Source organism: Chitinophaga sp. LS1 (assembly GCF_034274695.1).
GTDB lineage: Bacteria > Bacteroidota > Bacteroidia > Chitinophagales > Chitinophagaceae > Chitinophaga.
Genome location: NZ_CP128362.1, coordinates 5,285,492 through 5,308,168, shown reverse-complemented (window position 1 = coordinate 5,308,168; position 22,677 = coordinate 5,285,492). Strand labels below are relative to the sequence as shown.

General features: G+C 41.9%; 24 protein-coding genes. 12 read left to right on the top strand and 12 right to left on the bottom strand.

What is annotated here, in order from left to right; all coding sequences use genetic code 11:
• Positions 1-4: 4 nt before the first annotated feature.
• From QQL36_RS21830 to QQL36_RS21815, 4 genes are all read right to left on the bottom strand, one after another.
• Complete coding sequence (locus tag QQL36_RS21830) at positions 5-2,404, bottom strand: polysaccharide biosynthesis tyrosine autokinase (protein WP_321566756.1); 2,400 nt, start codon at positions 2,402-2,404, stop codon at positions 5-7.
• 18 nt (positions 2,405-2,422) lie between these two features.
• Positions 2,423-3,259 carry a polysaccharide biosynthesis/export family protein gene (locus tag QQL36_RS21825; protein WP_321566755.1) on the bottom strand — a complete coding sequence of 279 codons (837 nt, stop codon included), beginning with the start codon at positions 3,257-3,259 and terminating at the stop codon, positions 2,423-2,425.
• Between the two features lie 74 nt (positions 3,260-3,333).
• Positions 3,334-5,265 (bottom strand): nucleoside-diphosphate sugar epimerase/dehydratase, encoded by a 1,932-nt coding sequence (locus QQL36_RS21820; RefSeq protein WP_321566754.1) that lies wholly within the window; start codon positions 5,263-5,265, stop codon positions 3,334-3,336.
• Between the two features lie 195 nt (positions 5,266-5,460).
• Entirely contained in the window at positions 5,461-5,610 is a 150-nt protein-coding gene (locus QQL36_RS21815) for a hypothetical protein (protein ID WP_321566753.1), read from the bottom strand.
• 1,192 nt (positions 5,611-6,802) lie between these two features.
• Between QQL36_RS21815 and QQL36_RS21810 the strand changes: the two genes are divergently transcribed.
• Entirely contained in the window at positions 6,803-7,819 is a 1,017-nt protein-coding gene (locus QQL36_RS21810) for a GntR family transcriptional regulator (RefSeq protein ID WP_083722819.1), read from the top strand.
• Positions 7,820-7,831: 12 nt separating this feature from the next.
• Here QQL36_RS21810 and QQL36_RS21805 read toward each other — a convergent pair whose 3' ends face one another.
• Positions 7,832-8,437, bottom strand: coding sequence for an FMN-binding negative transcriptional regulator (locus tag QQL36_RS21805; RefSeq protein WP_321566752.1), 606 nt, complete (start codon positions 8,435-8,437; stop codon positions 7,832-7,834).
• A gap of 159 nt (positions 8,438-8,596) precedes the next feature.
• Here QQL36_RS21805 and QQL36_RS21800 point away from each other — a divergent pair, with 159 nt between their 5' ends.
• Both QQL36_RS21800 and QQL36_RS21795 read left to right on the top strand, forming a co-directional pair.
• The gene (locus QQL36_RS21800; protein ID WP_321566751.1) at positions 8,597-9,022 is read left to right on the top strand and encodes a Crp/Fnr family transcriptional regulator; all 426 of its coding nucleotides are present in this window, start codon (positions 8,597-8,599) and stop codon (positions 9,020-9,022) included.
• A 75-nt stretch (positions 9,023-9,097) separates the two neighbouring features.
• On the top strand, positions 9,098-9,424 hold the full coding sequence (locus QQL36_RS21795; protein ID WP_083722822.1) for a DMT family transporter: 327 nt from the start codon (positions 9,098-9,100) through the stop codon (positions 9,422-9,424).
• A gap of 19 nt (positions 9,425-9,443) precedes the next feature.
• On the opposite strand, the gene QQL36_RS21790 is transcribed toward QQL36_RS21795, so the two are convergent.
• The 4 genes from QQL36_RS21790 to dinB form a co-directional block, all read right to left on the bottom strand.
• Complete coding sequence (locus QQL36_RS21790) at positions 9,444-9,944, bottom strand: GNAT family N-acetyltransferase (protein WP_321566750.1); 501 nt, start codon at positions 9,942-9,944, stop codon at positions 9,444-9,446.
• Between the two features lie 11 nt (positions 9,945-9,955).
• Positions 9,956-10,387: a MarR family winged helix-turn-helix transcriptional regulator gene (locus QQL36_RS21785; RefSeq protein WP_321566749.1), complete on the bottom strand. Its 432-nt coding sequence runs from the start codon at positions 10,385-10,387 to the stop codon at positions 9,956-9,958.
• Positions 10,388-10,641: 254 nt separating this feature from the next.
• Positions 10,642-13,572, bottom strand: a complete 2,931-nt coding sequence (locus tag QQL36_RS21780) for a DNA polymerase III subunit alpha (protein WP_321566748.1) — start codon at positions 13,570-13,572, stop codon at positions 10,642-10,644.
• 11 nt (positions 13,573-13,583) lie between these two features.
• The gene (gene dinB / locus QQL36_RS21775) at positions 13,584-14,729 is read right to left on the bottom strand and encodes a DNA polymerase IV (RefSeq protein WP_321566747.1); all 1,146 of its coding nucleotides are present in this window, start codon (positions 14,727-14,729) and stop codon (positions 13,584-13,586) included.
• A 402-nt stretch (positions 14,730-15,131) separates the two neighbouring features.
• On the opposite strand from dinB, the gene QQL36_RS21770 reads away from it, so the two are divergent.
• The 6 genes from QQL36_RS21770 (at position 15,132) to QQL36_RS21745 (ending at position 18,268) form a co-directional block, all read left to right on the top strand.
• On the top strand, positions 15,132-15,659 hold the full coding sequence (locus QQL36_RS21770) for a DUF6934 family protein (protein ID WP_321566746.1): 528 nt from the start codon (positions 15,132-15,134) through the stop codon (positions 15,657-15,659).
• Between the two features lie 12 nt (positions 15,660-15,671).
• Positions 15,672-15,854 (top strand): hypothetical protein, encoded by a 183-nt coding sequence (locus QQL36_RS21765; RefSeq protein WP_179091103.1) that lies wholly within the window; start codon positions 15,672-15,674, stop codon positions 15,852-15,854.
• Between the two features lie 62 nt (positions 15,855-15,916).
• The gene (locus tag QQL36_RS21760; protein WP_179091104.1) at positions 15,917-16,516 is read left to right on the top strand and encodes a tetratricopeptide repeat protein; all 600 of its coding nucleotides are present in this window, start codon (positions 15,917-15,919) and stop codon (positions 16,514-16,516) included.
• Between the two features lie 89 nt (positions 16,517-16,605).
• Positions 16,606-16,761, top strand: coding sequence for a hypothetical protein (locus QQL36_RS21755; protein WP_321566745.1), 156 nt, complete (start codon positions 16,606-16,608; stop codon positions 16,759-16,761).
• 68 nt (positions 16,762-16,829) lie between these two features.
• Positions 16,830-16,979 carry a hypothetical protein gene (locus QQL36_RS21750; RefSeq protein WP_179091105.1) on the top strand — a complete coding sequence of 50 codons (150 nt, stop codon included), beginning with the start codon at positions 16,830-16,832 and terminating at the stop codon, positions 16,977-16,979.
• 95 nt (positions 16,980-17,074) lie between these two features.
• Positions 17,075-18,268, top strand: coding sequence for an AAA family ATPase (locus QQL36_RS21745; RefSeq protein ID WP_321566744.1), 1,194 nt, complete (start codon positions 17,075-17,077; stop codon positions 18,266-18,268).
• A 5-nt stretch (positions 18,269-18,273) separates the two neighbouring features.
• Here QQL36_RS21745 and QQL36_RS21740 read toward each other — a convergent pair whose 3' ends face one another.
• The 3 genes from QQL36_RS21740 to QQL36_RS21730 form a co-directional block, all read right to left on the bottom strand.
• Positions 18,274-18,600, bottom strand: coding sequence for a carboxymuconolactone decarboxylase family protein (locus QQL36_RS21740; protein ID WP_321570558.1), 327 nt, complete (start codon positions 18,598-18,600; stop codon positions 18,274-18,276).
• 186 nt (positions 18,601-18,786) lie between these two features.
• A complete protein-coding gene (rhaM, locus tag QQL36_RS21735) occupies positions 18,787-19,098 on the bottom strand; it encodes an L-rhamnose mutarotase (RefSeq protein ID WP_321566743.1) in 312 nt (103 codons plus the stop codon).
• 57 nt (positions 19,099-19,155) lie between these two features.
• On the bottom strand, positions 19,156-19,725 hold the full coding sequence (locus QQL36_RS21730) for a LutC/YkgG family protein (protein ID WP_321566742.1): 570 nt from the start codon (positions 19,723-19,725) through the stop codon (positions 19,156-19,158).
• Positions 19,726-19,841: 116 nt separating this feature from the next.
• On the opposite strand from QQL36_RS21730, the gene QQL36_RS21725 reads away from it, so the two are divergent.
• From QQL36_RS21725 to QQL36_RS21715, 3 genes are all read left to right on the top strand, one after another.
• Positions 19,842-20,657, top strand: coding sequence for an SMI1/KNR4 family protein (locus tag QQL36_RS21725; RefSeq protein WP_321566741.1), 816 nt, complete (start codon positions 19,842-19,844; stop codon positions 20,655-20,657).
• 143 nt (positions 20,658-20,800) lie between these two features.
• A complete protein-coding gene (locus tag QQL36_RS21720) occupies positions 20,801-22,120 on the top strand; it encodes an amidohydrolase (protein WP_321566740.1) in 1,320 nt (439 codons plus the stop codon).
• 14 nt (positions 22,121-22,134) lie between these two features.
• Positions 22,135-22,650, top strand: a complete 516-nt coding sequence (locus tag QQL36_RS21715; protein ID WP_321566739.1) for a hypothetical protein — start codon at positions 22,135-22,137, stop codon at positions 22,648-22,650.
• The last annotated feature ends 27 nt before the right edge of the window (positions 22,651-22,677 follow it).

The following is a 22,677-nucleotide window of genomic DNA, read 5'->3' as shown; positions in this document are numbered from 1 at the left end:
TTATTTATTTCCTGATTTTTTTTGTCAGTTTCGATAATAATGGTCTTTCTGTTTCAGACACGTTGTAGCCATAGCCATAACCATATCCGTAACCGTAACCATAACCATTTCTGTCGCCTTTCCGCACATCGTTCACCACGATGTTCAGTTTCGGCATTTTACGTTGCTGATACAGGTCATTTACGATCTGCAGCTGTTGCTTGAAGGTATAGTTCTGTCGTACTACATAGATAGTCGCATCTGCATATCTTGCCAGCAACTGTGCATCTGTTACCAGGCCGATTGGTGCAGTATCAATGATCACATAGTCAAACTCCTGGCGCAGTCTTTCAAACAGTTGCGTTACCTTTTCCTGGAGTAACAACTCGGCTGGATTAGGTGGAATAGGACCAGAACTGATCACGAAACAGTTTTCATTAAAACCGGAAGGCTGGATCAGCTCTTCATAGCTGGTCTTACCAATTATATAAGTACTAAACCCGGAGAAGTTTTTCAATCCCAGGTAAGTGGAAATCTTTGGCTTTCTTAAATCCAGTTCCATCAGCACCACTTTCTTACCGGAAATGGATAATACCGCCGCCAGGTTGGTAGCGATGAGCGATTTACCTTCACCACTCATACTGGAAGTCATGAGGATCACCTTGTCCGAAGCACCGGAAAGTACGAACTGGAGGTTTGTACGTGCGGCGCGGAACTGTTCTGCCAGTGGGGTTACAGAGTCACGTTGTACAATGACCATTTCACCACCTTCGAAGTGACCTATCTCAGAAAGGATCGGAACTGTAGTAGTACCAGTGATATCCGCCTTGTGCGTGATACGGGTGCTGAGAGATTCTTTCAGATAGATGATCAGAGTAGGGAATACCAGCCCCAGTAAAAATCCGATCAGGTACACGAGTGAACGTTTGGGTCTGAATGGACGGGCTACTGTTTTCGCATGGTCAATCACCCTGGCAGTAGCCATGTTGGATGACTTGGAAATGGCAGTCTCTTCACGTTTCTGTAACAGGAACAGGTATAATTCCTGTTTGATGGATTGCTGTCTGGAATAGTCGAGGAAGATACGTTCCTGTGCAGGCACTTTCCTGATTTTCTGAGACAGTTCGCCTGAATGGGTTTGTAATGACTGAATGCTTACTTCAATACTTTTTCTAACAGAAGCTACGTTCGTTGAAAGGTCCTGACGTAAGCCTGCCAGTTGGTTATCGATATTTTTGATCAGCGGGTTAGACTCAGTGCTGGACAGCAGTTGTCTTTCCCTTTCCAGTTGCAGCATATTGTAGCGCTCAATGATGCCTGCGAAGGTAGGATCTTCAACCACCAGCGCTGACGGCACTACTCTTTTACTATTTTTACCATCGTTCAGGTACTCTTCCAGTGATTTTACCACACTCAGTTTTACCTGGAGGTCGGTCAGCTGTTTGAGGAAGTCGCCTGTACCGGATACGAGCAATTTAGATTGTTCGGTCAGGTCAGTCAGTTCGTTGCTCTGCTTGAAATTCTGAATTTCTTTTTCCACGCCGCTCAGCTCCTGCCCTACTATGACCAATCTGTTATCGATGAATGCAATAGTACTATCTGCTATTCTGTTCTTATCGTCTACACTGGCCTTCAGGTACTCGTCGATAAAGCGGTTAAGGATGGTTTCCCCTTTCACTGGTACTTTGGTATCCAGTTTCAGGTCAATGGTGCTCACTTGTTTATTGGGGATAGACACGTCGATCATGCGCTGGAAGTCTTCCACTGCCTGATCTAAAGAGGTCATATCTATTGTATAGGTGCCTTCAAATGCATAGTTGACATTTCTTCTCATTACCAGGTCACCTTCATTCAGGTGCATAGTATCTCCCCAGGCAGCAGTAATGGTATTACTGGATTTGCCGGGTGTGAGGGAGAATTTAGTTACGTCAGCTACGGGTTTGATGGTATATTTGACCGCGCGAAGGGAATCTTTCAGATGTACCCAGGTCATATAGAATGGGGAGTTGCCATACAGTTCACTGCGTTTAATATGGCCTTCGGCGGTAATGCTGGTATAAAGTTGCAGGTCCTGCACTACGCGCTGCATAAGGGAACGGGATTTCAGGATCTCCACTTCATTGTCTACATTGCTCTTGCTCGAGAAGAGCTGTAGTTCCTGAAAGATCTCTTTACCGGGTATATCCCCTCCTTTCTTATCGTCCTGGATCAGGATCTTGGCCTGCACTTTATATTCAGGTGTCGTGTAGCGGATATACATCCACGACATTGCAATACAGATGATCAGGAAGATGAAAAAAAGGTACCAATTAGAAATGAATTTGTCAATAAGCTTTCTTAGATCCACGCCATTCTCACTGCTCTCTTCATTAATACCTGTAGAGGGAATAGGATTTGGCTGAAAATTGTTCCCGTTATGATGCATATAAAAAAGATAGAAAATTTATAAATTGATCCTGGATATAATAACCACCATCAGCGTCAGCAGAGAAGTAAGAATGGTAATTCTGCGTACCTGCCTGGAATCGGTAGCGGCAACCCTTGATTTACTGGGTTCCACATATACCACATCGCCCTGACGAAGGTAAAAATACGGAGACTGGAAGGTATTACTGTTGTTTAGATCAAAACGAATAAATTCTTTTTTGTTATTGTTATCCCTGATCAGCAACACATTTTCTCTTTTCCCGTAGATGGTCAGGTCTCCGGCCATGCCGATGGCATCCAGAAGGGTAATTTTTTCATTGGGCATTACATACGTGGAGGGCTTAGCGACCTCACCAAGAACAGTTACTTTAAAGTTAGCAAATCGAACAGTGACAACAGGTTCTTTATAAAATTCAGCAGCTTTTGTGCTTATTTCATCCCTTACCTGGTCGGTCGTTTTTCCAACCACGGATACTTTTCCCAGTAGGGGCAGGATCACATAACCATTTTTATCAACGAGGTAACCACTTACATTAGTAGGGGAAACGGCGGAATTATTCACTGAGGATTGCGCACTGCTGCCAGTAGGCCACGACTGCTGATTGAGCATAGCAGTAGCAGATGGGTCGAGTGTCTGAATATTCACCTGCAAGATATCATCGGGCTGGATTACCGGTGTTACATAACCCGCCTGTTCAATCGATCTCCACTTTACTGAATCTGCAACATCATTAAAGTAAGTAATGTTTTTAGTGGTAGTACATGAGCTGATGATCGCAAATAGCAACAAAGTCATCGCATATAGACATACACTAATTCCAGCTTTTGGGTGCCCGGTTGTAGAAATCCTCATTATATCTAGAATATTTAATAGCAAATGACCGGACACAGCAAAATTCTTGCCGATCAAGTTTTCCGGTATTATTGTCAGATTTTTATTTTGTCTTTGTCTAGCTGTTCATATGCTGAATTCTTGCTAATAAATTCAGGCACCAGTTGTTTCATGAGTACTACTGTAGGCGTAACATAATGCTTGTGCGCACTTGCAATCAGTTCTTCAATTCGTTGATTTACTTCAATAAAATCATATTCCCTCACCTTAGCAATCATGATTTTCTCATGATAAGTGCTCACGGTATTCTCAGAATTATTAAGTAGTTCTTCGTAGAGTTTTTCTCCTGGACGAAGTCCTGTATACACAATCTGCACATCCTTGCCTGGTTCGCGACCGCTCATGAGGATCATTTTTCTGGCCAGGTGGGCAATTTTAACGGGCTGCCCCATATCAAACACAAAGATTTCGCCGCCCTGCCCCATTGCTCCGGCTTCCAGCACCAACTGGCAAGCTTCGGGGATGGTCATAAAATAGCGGGTAATCTCAGGATGTGTTACAGTCAGTGGTCCTCCTTTCTCTAATTGCTGTTTGAAGCGAGGAATAACACTTCCATTCGAACCTAATACATTCCCGAATCGGGTGGTAATGAATCGGGTAGGCGGATGACCGTATACAGGGCCTGTTTTTTTGTAATGTTTGTGCATGTGATGGTTGAAAGACTGGGTAAAGATCTCAGCGATCCTTTTGGATGCCCCCATCACGTTGGTTGGATTAACAGCTTTATCGGTCGATACGGTTACGAATTTCTCTACGCCAAAGTCAACAGACAGTTCGGCGAGGATTTTCGTACCCAGTACATTGTTCATGACAGCTACAGAAGGGTTCTTTTCCATCATGGGCACGTGCTTATAGGCAGCGGCGTGGTATACCATGGTGGGTTCGTATACCTCGAATAATTGTTGCATACGATTTTTATCGCAGACGTTTGCAATAAAAGGTACAATAGTCACATTTGAAACCTGATCCTGCAATTCAAGTTCAAGTTCATGCAGTGGGGATTCAGCTTTATCGCAAAGGATCAATACAGAAGGATTCAGTTTTACGAGTTGTCTTACAAGTTCGCTACCGATAGAGCCGGCAGCACCTGTAACGAGGATGGATTTTCCCTCTGCTTCTTTCTGCACCTGGGCGTTATTAATTTTGATAACAGAACGGTCCAGCAAGTCTTCAATACGGATATCCTGTAATTTGGAGGGGTTCCAGCCAGAGCTGATCCATTTATTGATCGGTAAAACTTTCTGTACTTTAATATTGAGAGAGAGACAATGGTCGACGAGGTTATTTAATAATTGAGTATCGATGGCTTCTTCTACTATAAGGAGTAACTTCACACCTTCGTGGGTAGCCAGTTTCTCAAGGGAAGCGCGGCTGGTACCAAAGATAGGTAGCCCTTCCAATCGTTTTCCCGCCCGTGTGAGTTTATCATCAAGAAAACCACAGATCCGGATATTGCCGGCGGCATCTTCACTGATTGCTTTGCGTACCATTAAACCGGAGTATCCGGCATTATAAATAACGGCTTTGGTTTTATGAATTGAACCATAGCGTGCATAGTAGTGAAACGCCCATTTTATGATTAATCTATAGGAAAGTAAAGCGGAAATACTAATAAAGAAGTTGATAAGAATGACAGACAATGGAATCATCGTGCCCGCGCCGAAGTGCACGGATGCGTAATTTACAGAAAAATATACAATACTTCCCAATAGCCCCATGCCGGAAATTCTTCCTATATCGGACATACTAGTATAACGAACGATACCCGTATAGGTACGAAATATCAACGACGTTAACAGATTAGTACATACAACTACTGCCATTATATCTTTAATGGAATAGCGGCTAAAATCTTCGAGGTTAAAATTGAGCCTTAGCAAATATGCAAGGTTCATAGCAACAATAGAACACCCGAGGTCTAATAGCAATATCAGCCAGGACGGGGTTATCCAAGATCTCTTAGTCATCGAATTAATTAGATAAGGTTAAAACTGTATCAGTGATTCATAATTATTCCAATCGTTATTACTTACCCTTATAACTTGTTTATGTCATTTGAGATAAACAGCATGCAAATAAATACATAATATTAGCTTTTGCGTAAAGAATAAGTAATTATGATCAGATGTTTTTTTATTTCATACATCACGCTCAATATATATTTAAATCAGTTGCAAACCATTAAAAACCAACAATAAATACATGCCGCTCAGTCCGAAAGGATTATTATAGGCCCTGCTGAATAATTGCTGCGAAAAAGGAGTGGAAAAGCCTTCTAATGTCAACTGTTTTGCAGGTGTGTACCGTATCATGGCTGCATGGTTTTGGAGACGAATCTTTCAATACAGAAACACTTCTTTATCAAAAATAATGCCATATAATATTAATTAACAACACTTTAATACTTATTCAGCAGACCCTACTATAGGAAGCAACTTAATCTATAAAAAAATACGTATTTATACGTATCACATTCCAATCGGCCTCACTTGGCAACTCACTACCAACCTAACACAAAGTGAATGCTTCAAAAGGTTGCAATTAAAATTATGATATTAGTGTGTCAAAACATTCGCCTAAATTGAATATATATGTTTGGAGATTAAATAAACTCTAAAGAAAGTTACTTAGAATAAATTCCCATTCACCACAATTATCGGGAGTTAGATTAATCACTCAAACTATATACCAATTCAAGTAATTAGTATATAGTCTTTCCAGATTGAATAACAATTTTTATAGAAGATTGTTTTCATAAAAGCTGAAAATAATTTATTAAAGCAGCAATATATTCGATATATTCACCATATTAACAATCAAAGTTTTGGGGGCGCATTTTAGGAGATGGGAAAAGTCATTCCCTATGCCATACATATGATTTCTTGAAACATTTGTAACAAATATATCTTCTAAGTGGAAATACCCCCAATAAATATTTAACGATAAAACCTCTTGGAACTCTGTCTTCCAGAATTCCCCCTTTACATCTGGGACAACGATGTACTTTTTTGGTAGCAGCACTTTCAGGAACTGCTGCTTGATGATTCTGATTCATAGTTTAATTAGTAAGTTGTGTACATATAACCCTGGTGGTTATTGGTAAAAACGACGACATCCGTTCTACCGATAGCCTTCACATCAGATGGTTAAAATTTTTTAAGGAGGGAAAGTAGTTGTAGTGATCATGTGCTTGTACACCAAAATTAATACTATCGTTGGTAAAAAAGCAATAATGATTTGTTAATAGGTAGTTTCCACCTATTGAAGTATCAATTACGGCTACATATAAACGAAAATGCATGCATAAGGATCAAAAATTAATGGCCAGAAGTGTGTAATGCCTGTTTGTCCAATCGATCTATTCAACTAGACCAATATAACATTACTAGAACAATAATTATGCAAAATATGTTCACCAGCATATATATATTATATAACCATATCATAGTTTCGCCATACACGTATATATACGCAACATGAGGGAAGTTTTAGTATTTTGGAGGTATGAAAGGGCTGAAACTTGATACCAGTAGCAAAATTCCCGTTTATCAGCAGATTGTACATTCTATTATGGCAGCCGTGAGAGATGGCATATTGAAGCGCGACCAGCAAATTCCATCTATTAATGAATTAAGTGAAGAATACCTGTTATCACGTGGAACTGTGGAGAAGGCGTACAATGAACTGAGGGATAAGAAAGTAATTATATCAGTAAAAGGTAAAGGGTATTTTATAAATCGGACCGATGTCACCATCCCTTTACGGGTGTTACTCTTATTTAATAAAATCAGCAACTATAAAAAACAATTATATAATGCATTTGTACATGCATTAGGAAATAATGTATTTGTAGACCTCCATATTCATCATCACAGTGTGACTTTGTTCGAGAACCTGATGAACAACCGGATCGGTGACTATGATTATTATGTGATCATGCCGCATTTTTATGAGCAGCCGGAAAAAGTACTTGAGATTATACAGCGGATACCAGCAGATCAACTGATATTATTAGATAAGGACCTCCCCGGGTTGAGAGGGAAGTATGGTATCGTATATCAGAATTTTGAGAAGGATATATATGCTTCATTGACAGATGCTTTACCTCAATTAAAGAAGTACGACAGGTTGGTGTATGTGAACCCCGGCATGACACCTTACCCTGAGGAGATTAAAATGGGGTTCCAGTATTTCTGCAGGATGAATGATTTTAATTATTCGGTGATAGAAGGAGTCGAGTTAGATACCCCGGTCGTAAAAGGACAGGCATATGTGATTATTGAGGAAACGGACCTGGTCAATCTGGTGAAAATTTGCCGCAATCAGGGATTGTCAATTGGAAAGGATGTGGGGATTGTTAGCTACAATGAGACGCTTTTAAAAGAGATATTATTAGATGGTATAACAGTTATTTCCACAGACCATGATGAGATGGGCAAGGCAGCAGCGAAAATGATATCAGGAAAAAAGATGGAGGTAGTGAAGAATGAGTTCAGGTTAATCATGAGGGGGAGTTTGTAAGCCTGAAAACCCCTATGGATTTTCCATGTACTCTCCTAACTGAGTGACGATACTATCTCCGGAATTTTTCAATGATGCAATGATTCTTTTTCTTTCTTCATCTGTTTTATTCTGACTGAGTTTCTTTTTGCCTTGTAATGTCGTAACGACTATTTCAAAAGCGACAATGCCATTCGCCATTTTGTACCTGAATGTCTCCGACAGTTCATTCCACTGTGCCATATACCCCGGTTCATAATCCTTGATTGCTGCTTCCAGCATTGCCATGACGGTTTCCTTTTCATTAATAATATTTGCCTTCCCATAAGCATGCACAGACAAATAATTCCAGGTAGGAACCGATTGCAGACTATCATAATTAGTGGGAGAAATATACGCATGCGGCTCAGAGAAAATAACTAAATTCTGTTGCGCGGTTATCGCCTGCCATTGCTTATTTGCCTTCGCAATATGTGCGGTAAGGATTAGCTGATCCGCTCTCATCTCTGCATGAAAAGGCAGGTGGGTGGCAACAGGTATACCTTCAATATTCGTTATCATCGTTCCAAAGCTATACCGCTGAATGAAGGACAGGATTTCAGCAGGGTTATCCATGAGATTATCGTGTGGTATATACATAATGCAAAGGTGTAATTTTTTAGCCGATCAGCAGGGGGCCAGCGGGGAAATAAGTAATAGTCCAGAGAATATTTACTTTTGCATCATTATGACCTTAACTGAAATTATACATCGGATTCATCCAATGCCTCCTGAAGGGCAGATAAGATAGATCATAATTTGTATTTTATTAAGAAAGGTATTGTCCGGGCTTTTACAGAAAAAGAAGACACAAGCATTACCTTCTTTTTTGGTATGGAAGGCGACCCGGTGCTGTCAATGAAAAGCTATGTGAGTAAGGAGAAGAGCTATGAAGATATCGAATTACTGGAAGATAGTGAATTGTATCATTTTGATGGTGCCTTACTGGAAACACTCTATCTTCAGGACATTCATATTGCCAATTGGGGAAGAAAACTGGCGGAGATTGAACTGGCAAGAACAGAGGTAAGACTAATAGCCAAGCAGTTCAGAACAGCAGCCGAAAGGTATGCAGATCTAATGCAGGATACCCCGGAACTGCTCAGAAGGGTATCATTGGGACACATTGCGTCTTATCTTGGAATTACGCAGGTGAGTTTGAGCAGGATAAGAACGAAACAGTAGATGGTACCTGTTAATTGTCCTCTTTTTTATCATTTGTATAAAATATTCTCCCTCTCTCTTCAGACCTTTGCGACCATGAATTGGATAATATTAGTTCTGGCGGGGTTATTAGAGACAGCCTTTACCTTTTGCTTAGGAAAAGCACAGGCTGCCAACGGGTCTACTGCTTATAGCTGGTATACAGCGCTGGTGATAGCCATGGCTTTCAGTCTTGGGTTGCTGATGAAAGCCGCACAGACCATTCCTATTGGCACAGCCTATACTGTATGGACAGGGATTGGTACAGTATGTACGGTTTTAGTGGGGATCTTTGTATTCAAAGATCCGGTGAATACCTGGCGGATTGTATTTATTACTTTACTGATTGGTTCTATTATTGGATTGAAAATAGTGGGAGAATGATCCTTTTCAGGATCATTCTTTATAATGTCATATCAAATCTTAACTCTGTGAGTGGCTTGTCAAAAGCGGTCGAAAACTTCTCTCCTGTTTGTTTAAACCCAAATCTCGTATACAACGAAATTGCCGTTGCCTGTTCGGTGGTCGTCCACAAATAAATATTCTTACACCCTGACGCTCTTGCGTAATTCATAAATTCTGCCATGAGATGCTTGCCTAATCCAATCCCTCTGTATTCCGGCAGGAATATAAAATACCTGAATTGGATATCACTGTTTCTATGAAACCCAACCAGGGAACCTATTATTTTCCCTTCATGCTCACAAATCCAGACTTTATCTTTCGTAGGATCATATTGATGCGCAAACTCTCCCAAACCATCCAGCACATATCCTTCAAAATTAATTCCATACCCCATTTCCTTTGCATACAGCATCGCATGCATGTAGGCCACAAAACCCAGGTCTCCGGGCTGTAAGTTATTTCTGATAGTGATATCGGCTAAACTAATTCCTACATTCATGATTCTCCTGTTTATTGATTGTCTTGTAATATCGTTCTGATCGCCTGCATATGCGTAACCAGTTCCACTTGTTGTTGGGTATTCAGATGCGTTATCAATCCACTGATCTGGTCTTCTGTTGCCTTTGTCAGTTCTTCAAACAGCTTCTCCCCTTTTGCGGTTAGTGACAACACTGTAGCACGCCCATCCTGTTCTGAAGCCTTTCTGGTAATCACACCGTCTTTTTCCAGTTTTTTCAGGATCCTGCTCAGATAGCTCTTATCTATATCCATTGCAGACATGATATGGGAAGCCTGGGCTTCTCCGGCTGTATGGATCTCGTACATTATACGGATTTCAGATAGAGAGTAAGCACTGTTGAGCAAATGCTTGTTTAACAGGCCGATAAGGTCTGTATAGAAGCGGTTGAATACGCGAATTTCCTGGATGGTTTTGGTAAACATGGTAGGGTAAAGATAACATATTTAGTGGACGTTGTCTACTAAAGTAAAAAACGCCCTTCTAATAAGGAGATCACCAGTCCTTTCGGTACCTGACCATACCAGCGCTTCGATATAATTTCGTCACCATTTCGCCACTAAAAGGTCACTTGTATATCCCTGGGATATTGAAGTGCCCTTTTGGTGCCCTTTTGATGCCCTTTTGGTGGCGAAATGGTGACGAAGCTATATCGAACCCTAATCGAAGTTCTACTATACTACCACTCCTGTTTAATCCCCACCTTTTCCATCTCACCCACCATCACACTATACACCCCAAACTCCTCTATCACCTTTCCTTTCAACCTATAAAACCCTCTCCCCTGGAATGGGTACCGCCGTGCCGCTTCCGGGAAATGTACTGTATCCAGCCAATCTCCTGCCGCATCCAGAAATGTACCGAAATGCATTAACTCCCGCTTTTCTCTTGTCATCGTCTCCTTTGTACATACCAGGTATCCCAATACGAGCACCTCGTGCCCTAATAAAGACGGTAAGGTCGCTGCCAGCGGATACTTCGACAGATCATCATCCACCAGCTCAAATACATTCCCTATCGGAAACCCCATTAACTCCATCTCCTTCATCATATCTTCCCTTTGATTATCAGGCAGCATGGGTAACTCAAACGATACCGGTTCTTCTGCAAACAACGCCTGCCGTCCCGGTACATGATCATCCATGTGCACCTGCAAGAAATTCCCTTCCCACAATAACTGCTTCTTTGTTCGCCCTGTAAAACGAAATGCGCCCACTTTTATGAATAAGTTCAATTGTTCTATCCCCACCTCTGTACGTTCTATAAAATCCTGCAAATGGACATAAGGACCATTTTGTATGCGTTCTGCCAATAGCTTCTCTGCGAATTTCTGTTCGAGGTTTTGGATATGAATAAAACCTACGTATACCTTCCCGTCTCTGATATCTGTGAGGTATTCGCTATTATTGACACAAGGCCCCTGTAAATTGGCACCGGCTTTCTTTAACTGCTGAAAATATAACTCCCGTGAATAAAACCCGCCGAAGTTATTAATCACCGCCACCATGAACTCAATTGGATAATACGTTTTCAGGTATAGGCTCTGGTAACTCTCCCCCGCGAAACTCGCAGAGTGCGCCTTGCTAAATGAGTATCCTCCAAAACTTTCGATCTGTCTCCATACCTCCCTGGCAATCTTTTCAGGATGCCCCCGCTCCTCGCAGTTGCGAAAGAACAGCTCTTCCAGTCGCTTCATTTCCTTATTTCCTCTATACTTTCCACTCATCGCCCGCCGCAGGATATCCGCCTCTCCCATATCCAGACCGCCAAAATAATGTGCGACCTTGATCACATCCTCCTGGTACACCATCACACCATAGGTCTCTGCCAGCAATTCTTCCATCACCGGATGCAGGTACTCAAACTTATCCGGGTTGTGAAACCGCCAGATATACTGTTGCATCATCCCGGAACTCCCCACCCCCGGCCGGATAATCGAAGATGCCGCCACCAGTGTGAGATAATCATCGCACCGCAACTTGCGCAATACCCCTCTCATGGAAGGACTCTCTATATAAAAACATCCAATAGTATCCACATCACGGATCTGCGCAGCCAACTGCGGATCCTTTTTGAATTGCTCTACCTGGTGAATATCGATATCTACATGATGGTGCTCACGCACCAGTTCTATCGTGTCTTTGATATGCCCCAGTCCCCGCTGACTCAATATATCCAGCTTAAACAAGCCCACATTCTCCGCTACAAGCATATCTATCTGTGTAGTGGAAAATCCCTTCGGTGGCATCTCTAATGCGGTATACTGCGTAATGGGCAATTCACTGATCAGCATACCACCGGGATGTATGCTTACATGATTCGGGAAATTTTTCATCAGATCGCCAAAGCGTATGATCTGCCTGTGATTGTTATCATTCGTATTGTACTCTCCTCTTGACAAGCGGTCTATCTCCGATTTGGGCAAGCCATACACCTTTCCTAATTCACGGATGATCGCTCTGCGCTGGAAGGTGGTATGCATGCCCAATAGCGCCACATGCTCTTTACCATAACGCTTCAGGATGTAGTCGATGATCTCATTCCTGTCTTTCCAGGAAAAGTCAATATCAAAATCAGGAGGAGAAGTACGGTACGGGTTGAGGAAACGCTCAAAATATAAATCCAGTTGTATCGGATCGACATCGGTGATCTGCAGACAATAAGCCACGATCGAATTGGCTCCACTACCACGTCCTACATAAAAGAACCGCCGGTCTCTCGCATAGCGAAGCACATCCCAGGCAATGAGAAAGTAGGCATTAAATTTTAAGTCGTTGATAATCTTCAACTCTTTTAATACGCGCTCCCGGGCTTTCTCATTCTTACTGCCATAGCGATATGGCAGACCATCCATAACAAGCTTTTCCAGCAGAATACGATCATCTTCCCGGCTAGTTGTAAATGCCTGTTTGTTTTTGTCAGCTTTAAAATCAATTTGTATGTCACACGACTCCATTATCCGCAGCGTGTTCATCAAGATCTGTGGGTATTGTTTAAACTGCTCCATGATGGTTGTCATTGGCATGAAGTATTCATGTACGGCAGCTTTGTGCGTATCTTCCTGTTTGCTCAGTACGATGTTTTTATCGATGGCCCGCAGCAGCCGGTGTACGCTGTAAAAGGTACGGTCCTGAAAAGTAACAGGCTGTCTGACGACGAACTTTGTACTATATGCCCCTAAGTCAATCCCAAAGAGTTTATTAACTTCGGTAGGTTGCACACCGATGAGTTCATTGAGCGCTAACCTGGCCGGCGAAACCATGCCGAGGGCATAGATTACCCATACGCTATCGTCTATGACAGGCTTTGCAGGGAAAGACTTTTTTTCCTGCAGGTGTTCAGTCAAAAAACGATTGATATGCAGGAAGCCTGCATTATTTTTTGCGAGCAATAAATAACAGAAATGATCACCGTTCCGGATTTCAGTGCCGGGTACGGGATGAATACCGGCACTGTGACAATGTTGCATAAAGTCCCATACATCCGCGGTGTTGTTGATATTGGTAATGGCCATGCTGTTGGCGCCGGCATCGACGCCGGCGGCGACCAGTTCTTCTGTGGAGAAGGTACCGTATCGGTAGGAAAAAAATGTTTTACAGTTCAGGTACATAAATAATTACTTCATAGTGTCCGTGCCCGCACTAATGCACCCGCGCCAAACTGCTTCTTAATACTATCTATTGCATGGTACAATTGAATCATCTCCTGCGTATCGTCGAACAAACTAATCTGATAATTACCGGGTACGAGATCAGAAAATCGAATGCCTACCAATCTTACCAGCATACGCCGGTCATACAATTTATCAAACAATTCTTTTGCTGTGCGCAACAGTATATGATCAGAGGAGGTATAAGAAATAGACAGCTGTTTGGTAACCGTATCGAAATTGGCATACCGTAATTTTACGGTTACACACCCCGCCAGATTATTCTGCTGGCGGAGTACAAAACCGATCTTCTCGGTCATGCGTACCACTTCTCTGTTCAGGAATGCTATATCAATTGTATCATTATTAAAAGTCTCCTGTGTAGAAATACTCTTTTGTTCAGAATAAGGTACAACGGGCGTTTCATCAATTCCATTTGCACGCCTTGACAGTTCTAGCCCATTTTTCCCAAATCTGGCACCTAACAAACTGGGGGGAATTTCAGATAATGTACGGATCGTACTTACACCCATTTCTCTTAATAAGGTTGCAGTCTTATCTCCTATCATTGGCATTTTTTCAATGGCCAGTGGCGCGAGGTATGATTTTTCTTCTCCGAAAGGAATGATTGTCTGGCCATCGGGTTTTACTTCATTTGTCGCTATCTTACTAATCAGTTTACTCGATGCCAGTGCATATGTAACTGGCAGGCCGGTCTCCTTATAAATCTTTGCTTTGAGTTCTTTACTGAATTTTTGAGTACTGTGAAACTTATCCATCCCTGTTAGGTCGGTATAAAATTCATCGATAGAAGCTTTTTCAAACATCGGTACTGATTGGGCAATCACTTCCGTGACCTGACGTGAGTAGTTGCTGTAGTCTTCATGATCACCTTTGATAACGATAGCCTGCGGGCATAGGTACAAGGCAGTGCGCATAGGCATGGCAGCGTGTACACCAAAAGCACGGGCTTCGTAACTGCAGGCTGCGACTACTCCCCGCTCTCCCCCTCCTACGATCAGGGGTTTTCCTTTGAAAGCACCATTCTTCAGACATTCAACGGATACAAAAAATGCATCCAGATCAAGATGAATAATGGATCGCTCATTTAATTTCATAGCTTCTCTATTTTAAGGTAAGGCGGCAACGCAATATTACTACTATATTTAGTAATAAAAACTAAACAAATTAGCATTTTTACCGAAAATACAATTTCCTTTGAAATCAGCCACAGCAGATGGTTTCATAGAATGAAAATAGTTGATAAATATAGCCGATCCACTACTTTTTTTTAGTAAAATTTAGCTTATGAAAATGGATTTTTGATTACGGGATCATTTTATTATTGGTGCAGAAAAATTGGGGAAGTGCACTTTTGGGAAGTGTGTGTTTTTTTTGACTTTGGGGGAGTATATATAAATGAATTGATGGTGTATTTTCAGACAAAGTGCAGCGAGGTTTCGTGTAGGTGATTTTAAAAACAGTGAGTAGTATGGGAAAGTCTGTGGGTATTGAGTTGTATGGAATTTCAGAAAAGTAAAATGAACAAAAATGAACAAGAAAAAACCGGAAAGGAAGGAATAAATTTGGGTATGCACTTCGAGAAATATGTTTGTTGTCCCGATAGCACCTTTGCCAATTTCACTTTTGAAAGTTTGGGGCCAAAAGGGGTTATCAAAAAGAAGATACGATATGAAAAAGTTGATGATGGGGATGGGCCCCTATTCAATTTATCATTTGGAGATTATGATGAAGTTACTGACAGCGTCAGTGATAATGTTACTTCAAATAATAAAGATAAGGCTAAAATTCTCGCTACAGTTGCGGGTACGGTCGTTGATTTTACAGATCATGCAGGCCGTGTCTATGTACATGCAAAAGGAAGTACTCCTTCAAGGACAAGATTATACCAGATGGGCATAAATGCACATAGAGAGGAAATAGAGGAGCTATTTCACATTTTCGGATTGCGGGGCAATGAGTGGGAAGAATTCCAGCCGGATGTCAATTATGACCGATTTATGGTAATTAGAAAAAAGAGAAATTAAAAACAAGAAAATATGTTAAGTACTACTACAACAACTAATGAGAGGATCAAAACTGTAAGAATAAAATCACAGTGTCCTCCTATAATGCGCAAAAAAGCGGATTACGTTTGGGCCGCACCATTACCAATAGCAATGGAAGGATATGATAAATGTCCTTTCCCATTTGCAACATGGACATCATTAATTTCAGAATAAAGTTTTCAATTTATTCCAAATGCCTCACCTTTGTGAGGCATTTTATTTTCCAAGTTAATCCAATGACCTACGCCCAACAACACCGCGCTTTTATCAAAGGCTATCATCTCGCCTTTAATATTCATGGGAGGAAAAAAGACTGGCAGGTTATTTTTGACCTTTGGTATGCTGCTGCCTGTAATGGCCACAAAAGTGCCCAGTTCTACCTTGCCACGCTTTATGATCATGGCAAAGGTATTCCCCGGAATATTCCCGAAGCATTTAACTGGTATATGAAAGCTGCAGAACAGGGACATATGGAATCGATGTTCAATATCGGATTCTTTTATTATAATGGAGAGGTCGTAGCACAGGATTTTAAAACCGCTGTTCGCTGGTATACACGGTCTGCTATCAAAGGAGATTTCATGGCGCAACATGCTCTGGGCATTTGTTACTTTTTGGGACACGGGGTTAAAAAAAATGATAAAAATGCTGTATTCTGGTATAGGAAAGCTGCCCGGGGTAGCCATTTAAGTGCTATTTATAATCTGGGGCTGTGTTATAAATATGGTGATGGAGTAAAGCAATCTGACCGCTGGGCGAAGCACTATTTTGAAAAAGCAGCGGAAAAGGGGCATAAAAGGTCGCTAGGACAATTAAGAAGGAATTATAATAAATGAATGTAGTAGTCAATATAATGACTGAAAAACCAATTTAAAAAATAGTATTTTGGGCTGAATGCAAAATGTGTGTCTAACTTTCGGCTGACTTGACAATTCTTACACCTTATAACGATCCAAATATCATCCTGCGCTTCTCGCAGGGCGACGAACAAGCATTCCGCACCATCTTTAACGCACAGCTTCAACCACTGTGCTATTTTGCCTATAAGATCTTAGGGCAGAAAGAAGAAGCGGAGATGTAGTCAACACCGCCTTTGCGGTTCTATGGGAGCGGCGTGCACAGTTTAATAATGGAGAAGTCTAGTTTCCTGTGGATGTATACAGGGCACCTTCCAAAGATGATGCTGTAAGGGTATCGGCTGCGGGTGTAAATGTGATCAAATGGATATTACCAGGATTGCTGCCGGGGTTGATAGCCGTGATCGTAACAGCTGTTTTGGTGAGAAGGCAAAGAAGATAATGAAATGGAAAAAGCCACTTTGAGAGGTGGCTTTTCTATTTGATCATTCTGTTCGAATTATTTGAAAGAATGATAAATTATCTGGATATTGAATTATGGAACAGTTAAAAATCAGAAAATTTGGTCCACTAAAAGAAGTGGAATTGAACATACAGGATTACATGATTTTGATTGGCCCGCAGGCAAGTGGGAAAAGTACGATTTTAAAGCTGCTATATATTTTCAAATCTTTACGGGAAGAGGTTTTTAGAACAGTATCAGATTTGGTGGAGGGGTTATGTGCAGACCCACTTCCTGAGGTGATATTAAAGGAGCATATAGTTGGTAAATTTAACCACTTCTGGAATAACCTTCCGCGCTATGGTGACTTCTTTTTGAAATATGATTATGAGGATGATAAGGTGATTACCATTTTTCAGAAAAAGAACGTAATTCAGGTAGCCTTTAGTGAAAAACTGGAAGTAGAGATCAGGGATATTTTTGCTGCTTTGAGAACTTTTATAACTGAGCGGTATATTGATGCCAGTAAAGAAACGAAACAGAAATTCTACCAGGAGATAGATGGATATATTTCAAAGTTGTTAGGGAAAGAAAAGATACCGGTGTATATACCTGCGGGCAGAGTAATGGCTTATGGGGTTTCTGACAGGTACCTGGATCAGCGGATAGACAATACGATGAAAGTTTTTATTCAGCAGGTAGCGGACATGAAACCTTTATATTTTGATCAGTTGGAAAAGATGGTGAATAAGGAGGCCGCACTTAATATTGTGGACAGGGAAAGTCTGGAGATGGGCATTAAGCTTATAAAGCAAATACTGAGAGGAGATTATGTATATGAGAAAGAAAATGAGCGGATCAAACTGGAAAAGAAAGGAACATTTATTGAAATGCCATATGCATCGACCGGGCAGCAGGAGGCATTATGGCTGCTCATGCAGTTGTTTACTATTATGCAGACAGGGTTAGAATATTTTTTAATCATCGATGAACCGGAAGCACATTTGTATCCGTTAGCACAGCAGCAAATGATAGATTTGATCACGCTGGCAGCAAATTATTCAGATAATCAGGTGGTGATGACCACTAATAGTCCAACAGTGTTGCAAACCATCAATAACCAGGTGTATGCAGGCATGAAAGAGGGACTCACTATGCATAGTAATTTATGGCTGGAAAGCGAAAAGGCAAATGCGTATTTATTGAATGAAGGTGTAATGAGAAGTATTGTGGAGAAAGATAGTAAGATGATAAAACCGGCTGAAAGCTGGATACAGCCGTTTTTTTGATTTCATTATATCTGCGGATTCCAATGCAGGACTATTCCCAGCCGGTTCCAGCTATTAATAGCGAGGATACTCATCATCATCTGTCCGGTGGTTTCTTCACCGAATAATGCCACTGCTTTTGAATAAACATTTTCTGTGAGACCCTGTTGATGGATCAGGGTCATTTGTTCTGTTAATTCCAGTATGACCTGTTCTTCTTCTGAGAACATATGTTTTGCTTCTTTCCATACAGTGATCAGGTTGAGGCGATAGGCTGCTTCATCATATTTCAACACCAGCTCTACATGCATATGCAAACAAAAAGCACAACCATTGAGCTGGGATGCCCTGATCTTTATTAACTCTTTTTGTAAAGGTGTAATTTCAGATCGCTGGTCGCTTTTTCCAGTCCACGGATGGCGGCATAAATTTCGGGAAACAGGTTGGTGATATCCAGTCTTTGCATGCTTTTTTTGTCAAAAATAAAGCAATGGGAAAGGGAATGGATAGTCCAGTTAGCCGAAAGGAAATAGTCCAGGTTAATCCATATGAAAAACGGATTCAAGGGGGATGGATAACGGGGAATGATCTTCGTTTGTTTCCATAATATCGGCCATATAAGCCCACCAGCGTTTCACCACCTCAGTAGTACCCAGCTCCTGGGAAGACTGTTCGCCTGACTGCTGCTGAACGGCGAATAAGGTATTGGTAGTCTCGTCAAGAAAGATGGTATAGTCGCTGACACCATTTTCCTTCAGGAGTTGTTTCAGCGTTGGCCAGATGGCAGCATGTCGTTGGCGATATTCTTCTTTGTACCCGGGTTTGAGGTACATTTTAAAGGCGATTTTCATACGTGGGTGGGTTAAGTAAAGTATGCAGGCAATGTACCTGCATACGGTATAATATTTCTAATCTATCAGGAACACGGTCAGGCTTTTTGCGCCATGTGCACCTAAAACCAGTGATTGTTCGATATCTGCGGTCTTGGATGGACCGGCGATAAATACTCCAAAACCGGCGTCCGGACCGCCTATTTTGCGATAAGCATCATGCATGGTAGGTAGGATCTCCGAACTTTTTAAGACAATCGCCAGGTGCTGCGCAATAAACGGCAGCGCCCTTACCTTCAATTCATCGTCAGTGACCCATACAGCGCCATTTTCCGCTACGCCCAGGCGCCCCTGGATGATGGCCAGGTCTACCTTTTCAAGCTGGCGGCCCTCACCTTCCTCCCAGTTTTGCATACCATCCGGATAAAATTCAGGGTGGGTGGTAACTACCAGTGGGTGTTCTTTTATTAGGGGGAGCATATCGGCATAAATTTTTATGGATACTACCTGGCCACCAAGAAACGCTACGACTTTCGTAAATGCCGCAGGATCGCCTGCTTCACTGTGGTGAAAGGGTTCCAGTTCCGGAAGGGGATGCTGTTCAGGCTGATTTTGCTTTACAGCGGATAATATGCTTTCTCTGCTCATGGTATGTCTTTGAATTACAGGTGCAAATTACGGGGAGAAAATTAAATAATGGAGAAATTAGAGAATTTCTTTATATTGAATATGACATTGTTAACCATTTAAATGTTACCCACACTATGAAAGATGTAAATTCTATATGGGAAAGACCCATTACTCTATCCGATGTTCAGCCATTACTTACTCCGGGAATGGTTCAATCTGCTGAAAAGCAATTGGGATACCGCCTGCCTGCGGCCTACATTGAGTTGATGAAAAAACAAAATGGAGGGAATATACGATGTGGCTTAAGAGATGAAGATTACAACCATACCAGGATTTTTGGCATCGGTCCGAATGAAAACTCAATTACAAACAATGAGTTTTTGCCATCAATACCACACGGGCTGATTCCCTTTGATGGACTTGCTCACTGGTGTCTCTGCCTGGATTATCGAAAAGATCCGGATACACCTTCTGTTGTGCATATTGAACTTGAATCTGGTATTATTAAATCAGAGGAAACAATAGCTCCAACATTTAGTGAATATCTTGAGCAATTAATCATAGTTGAAGAGGTTGAAATATTTGTAGTGGAAACAACAACGCCGATTGGGGAGGTGGTAAGAATAATATCTACCGTTTTAGGTACACCCATCAGACCACATTTTTCCGCTGGTGATTTACATTATTTTGGCTTTCATGGGGAAAACGATGTCCGAATCTATTTACATGGTAATAAAGTACCTAAGTACCATCAGGAAGAATTCTTACCAGAACATGCTGCAGAACGGGATGATTTAAATGCCAGCATTCTCCGGCACCCTGAAGTAGATGAAAATTATGTATTCCTGGAGATAGAGAATGAAGAGTATGAAGGTCAACGACAAGAAATGGTCCAAAACTTTCGTGACGCAGGTCTGATTATCAACTCACTGAACCATTACCTTTCCTGAACTAAAAAGCACTTTTGTCCACCACAAAAGTGCTTTTTAGTTTATCCTCCCCGCGAAAAGGTATTTTTCTCCCGCCTATTCCACAAGCCAAAATTAATTGTATTTTGTACACTCACACTCTTCACCAAAATCTAAGCTGACTCATGAAAAAGACGTTCATCCTGCTGACCTTTGCACCTATGCTTTCTATGGCCCAATCCACCCTCGACAAAAACGTGTCCTCCATTAAAGACTCTGTCATCACCTGGCGCCGGGCCATCCACCAACACCCGGAACTCTCCAACAGAGAATTCAAAACAGCCGCTTTCGTCGCAGAACACTTAAAAAAACTTGGTCTCGAAGTGCATACCGGGGTTGGCAAAACAGGCGTTGTCGCCATTCTAAAAGGTGGTAAACCAGGCCCTGTTGTAGCCCTCCGCGCCGATATGGATGCCCTCCCGGTTTATGAAAGAGCCAATATTCCTTTCAAATCTCTTGACACCGCCGAATACCTAGGTCAGCAAGTGCCTGTTATGCACGCCTGTGGTCATGACTCTCACATCGCGATCCTGCTGGGCACCGCCGATGTACTTACCTCCATGAAAAAAGACGTTCCTGGTACCGTAAAATTCATTTTCCAGCCTGCTGAAGAAGGTGCTCCTGCTCCCGAAGAAGGCGGCGCCCCACTCATGATCAAAGAAGGTGTAATGGACAATCCAAAAGTTGATGCCATTTTCGGCCTGCACATCAACTCCCAGACACCCGTGGGCATGGTCAAATATAAATCCGGCGCCGAAATGGCTTCCAGCGACTGGTTCACCATCAAAGTAAAAGGGAAACAAACCCACGGCTCTCAACCCTGGAACGGCATCGATCCAATCGTAGTCGCGTCCCAGATCATTCAGGGATTCCAGACCATCGTCAGCCGTCAGGCGGAATTGACCAAAGGCCCCGTAGTCATCACTGTTGGTAAAATAAATGGTGGGGTAAGAAGCAATATTATTCCTGAAGAATTGACAATGGAAGGAACCATTCGTACATTTGATAACAAAATGCTGAAACAGGTGCATGAGAAAATGAAACTCACAGCCACCAAAATAGCTGAAGCTTCTGGCGCCACCGCAGATGTTGTGATTGAAAATAAGACCAAAGTGACCTACAACGATCCCGAACTAGTAAAACTCATGGTCCCTTCTATCGAAGCCGCTGCCGGAAAAGATAATGTAAACGAAACTGAATGGACGACAGGTGCTGAAGACTTTTCCTTTTATGGTGACAAAGCTCCTGCATTTTTCTTTTTCCTTGGTGGCATGCCCGCAGGCGCAGATCCTGCAAAAGTTGCCGCCCACCATACACCGGATTTCTTTATTGACGATTCAAAACTGGATGTAGGTGTTAAAGTGTTCTGCCAACTGGTATTTGACTATGCGAAAAAGAAACCCCTGTATAAGGTGACCAATAGTAGTACACCCGGTACTTTGTAAACACACTATACTATATGAAAACATTTTTTGCTACCTCCCTTCTGCTGCTGAGTGTCCTGTTTGTAAACGCACAGAGCAGTCCGCAATTCCCTGAACTGAAAGTTAAAGAAGATTATGCGAAAGCAGCACCCATGTTCCTTCAGGCGACTGAATGGCTGAATGAAACACCACTCAATGAACAACTGGAACTACGTAAGCGTACAAATGCATTTATCCTTACATGGGTAATGGGATCACCTGATGTGAACATTAACCTGGGTGATCCTTTGATCGAGCTGATGAAAGATAACCCACAACTGTACCCTATCTACCTGGGAAATTATGCGTCCTTTTGCATCAATAACAAGGATAATAAGAACCAAAGGGATGGTGCCAGAGCAGGGCTTCTGGGAATAGTGAATGTCTATAAAAAGGGTGTTGGTATCAAAAAGACGAAACAACTGAAAAAGTTCGCCGAAGCCGTTGATTCCGGCAATATGGAGGAATCTATAGATGAACTCCTGAGAATGGATATTCATGAACGTAAATAAATTAAAAAGCCGTCTCCTGAAAGAGGC

Bases quoted from the DNA above. Each gene is read 5' to 3' on its own strand.
- QQL36_RS21830 (WP_321566756.1), bottom strand. From the start codon at position 2,404: ATGCATCATAACGGGAACAATTTTCAGCCAAATCCTATTCCCTCTACA.
- QQL36_RS21825 (WP_321566755.1), bottom strand. From the start codon at position 3,259: ATGAGGATTTCTACAACCGGGCACCCAAAAGCTGGAATTAGTGTATGT.
- QQL36_RS21820 (WP_321566754.1), bottom strand. From the start codon at position 5,265: ATGACTAAGAGATCTTGGATAACCCCGTCCTGGCTGATATTGCTATTA.
- QQL36_RS21815 (WP_321566753.1), bottom strand. From the start codon at position 5,610: ATGATACGGTACACACCTGCAAAACAGTTGACATTAGAAGGCTTTTCC.
- QQL36_RS21810 (WP_083722819.1), top strand. From the start codon at position 6,803: ATGAAAGGGCTGAAACTTGATACCAGTAGCAAAATTCCCGTTTATCAG.
- QQL36_RS21805 (WP_321566752.1), bottom strand. From the start codon at position 8,437: ATGTATATACCACACGATAATCTCATGGATAACCCTGCTGAAATCCTG.
- QQL36_RS21795 (WP_083722822.1), top strand. From the start codon at position 9,098: ATGAATTGGATAATATTAGTTCTGGCGGGGTTATTAGAGACAGCCTTT.
- QQL36_RS21790 (WP_321566750.1), bottom strand. From the start codon at position 9,944: ATGAATGTAGGAATTAGTTTAGCCGATATCACTATCAGAAATAACTTA.
- QQL36_RS21785 (WP_321566749.1), bottom strand. From the start codon at position 10,387: ATGTTTACCAAAACCATCCAGGAAATTCGCGTATTCAACCGCTTCTAT.
- QQL36_RS21780 (WP_321566748.1), bottom strand. From the start codon at position 13,572: ATGTACCTGAACTGTAAAACATTTTTTTCCTACCGATACGGTACCTTC.
- dinB (WP_321566747.1), bottom strand. From the start codon at position 14,729: ATGAAATTAAATGAGCGATCCATTATTCATCTTGATCTGGATGCATTT.
- QQL36_RS21770 (WP_321566746.1), top strand. From the start codon at position 15,132: ATGGAATTTCAGAAAAGTAAAATGAACAAAAATGAACAAGAAAAAACC.
- QQL36_RS21765 (WP_179091103.1), top strand. From the start codon at position 15,672: ATGTTAAGTACTACTACAACAACTAATGAGAGGATCAAAACTGTAAGA.
- QQL36_RS21760 (WP_179091104.1), top strand. From the start codon at position 15,917: ATGACCTACGCCCAACAACACCGCGCTTTTATCAAAGGCTATCATCTC.
- QQL36_RS21745 (WP_321566744.1), top strand. From the start codon at position 17,075: ATGGAACAGTTAAAAATCAGAAAATTTGGTCCACTAAAAGAAGTGGAA.
- rhaM (WP_321566743.1), bottom strand. From the start codon at position 19,098: ATGAAAATCGCCTTTAAAATGTACCTCAAACCCGGGTACAAAGAAGAA.
- QQL36_RS21730 (WP_321566742.1), bottom strand. From the start codon at position 19,725: ATGAGCAGAGAAAGCATATTATCCGCTGTAAAGCAAAATCAGCCTGAA.
- QQL36_RS21725 (WP_321566741.1), top strand. From the start codon at position 19,842: ATGAAAGATGTAAATTCTATATGGGAAAGACCCATTACTCTATCCGAT.
- QQL36_RS21720 (WP_321566740.1), top strand. From the start codon at position 20,801: ATGAAAAAGACGTTCATCCTGCTGACCTTTGCACCTATGCTTTCTATG.
- QQL36_RS21715 (WP_321566739.1), top strand. From the start codon at position 22,135: ATGAAAACATTTTTTGCTACCTCCCTTCTGCTGCTGAGTGTCCTGTTT.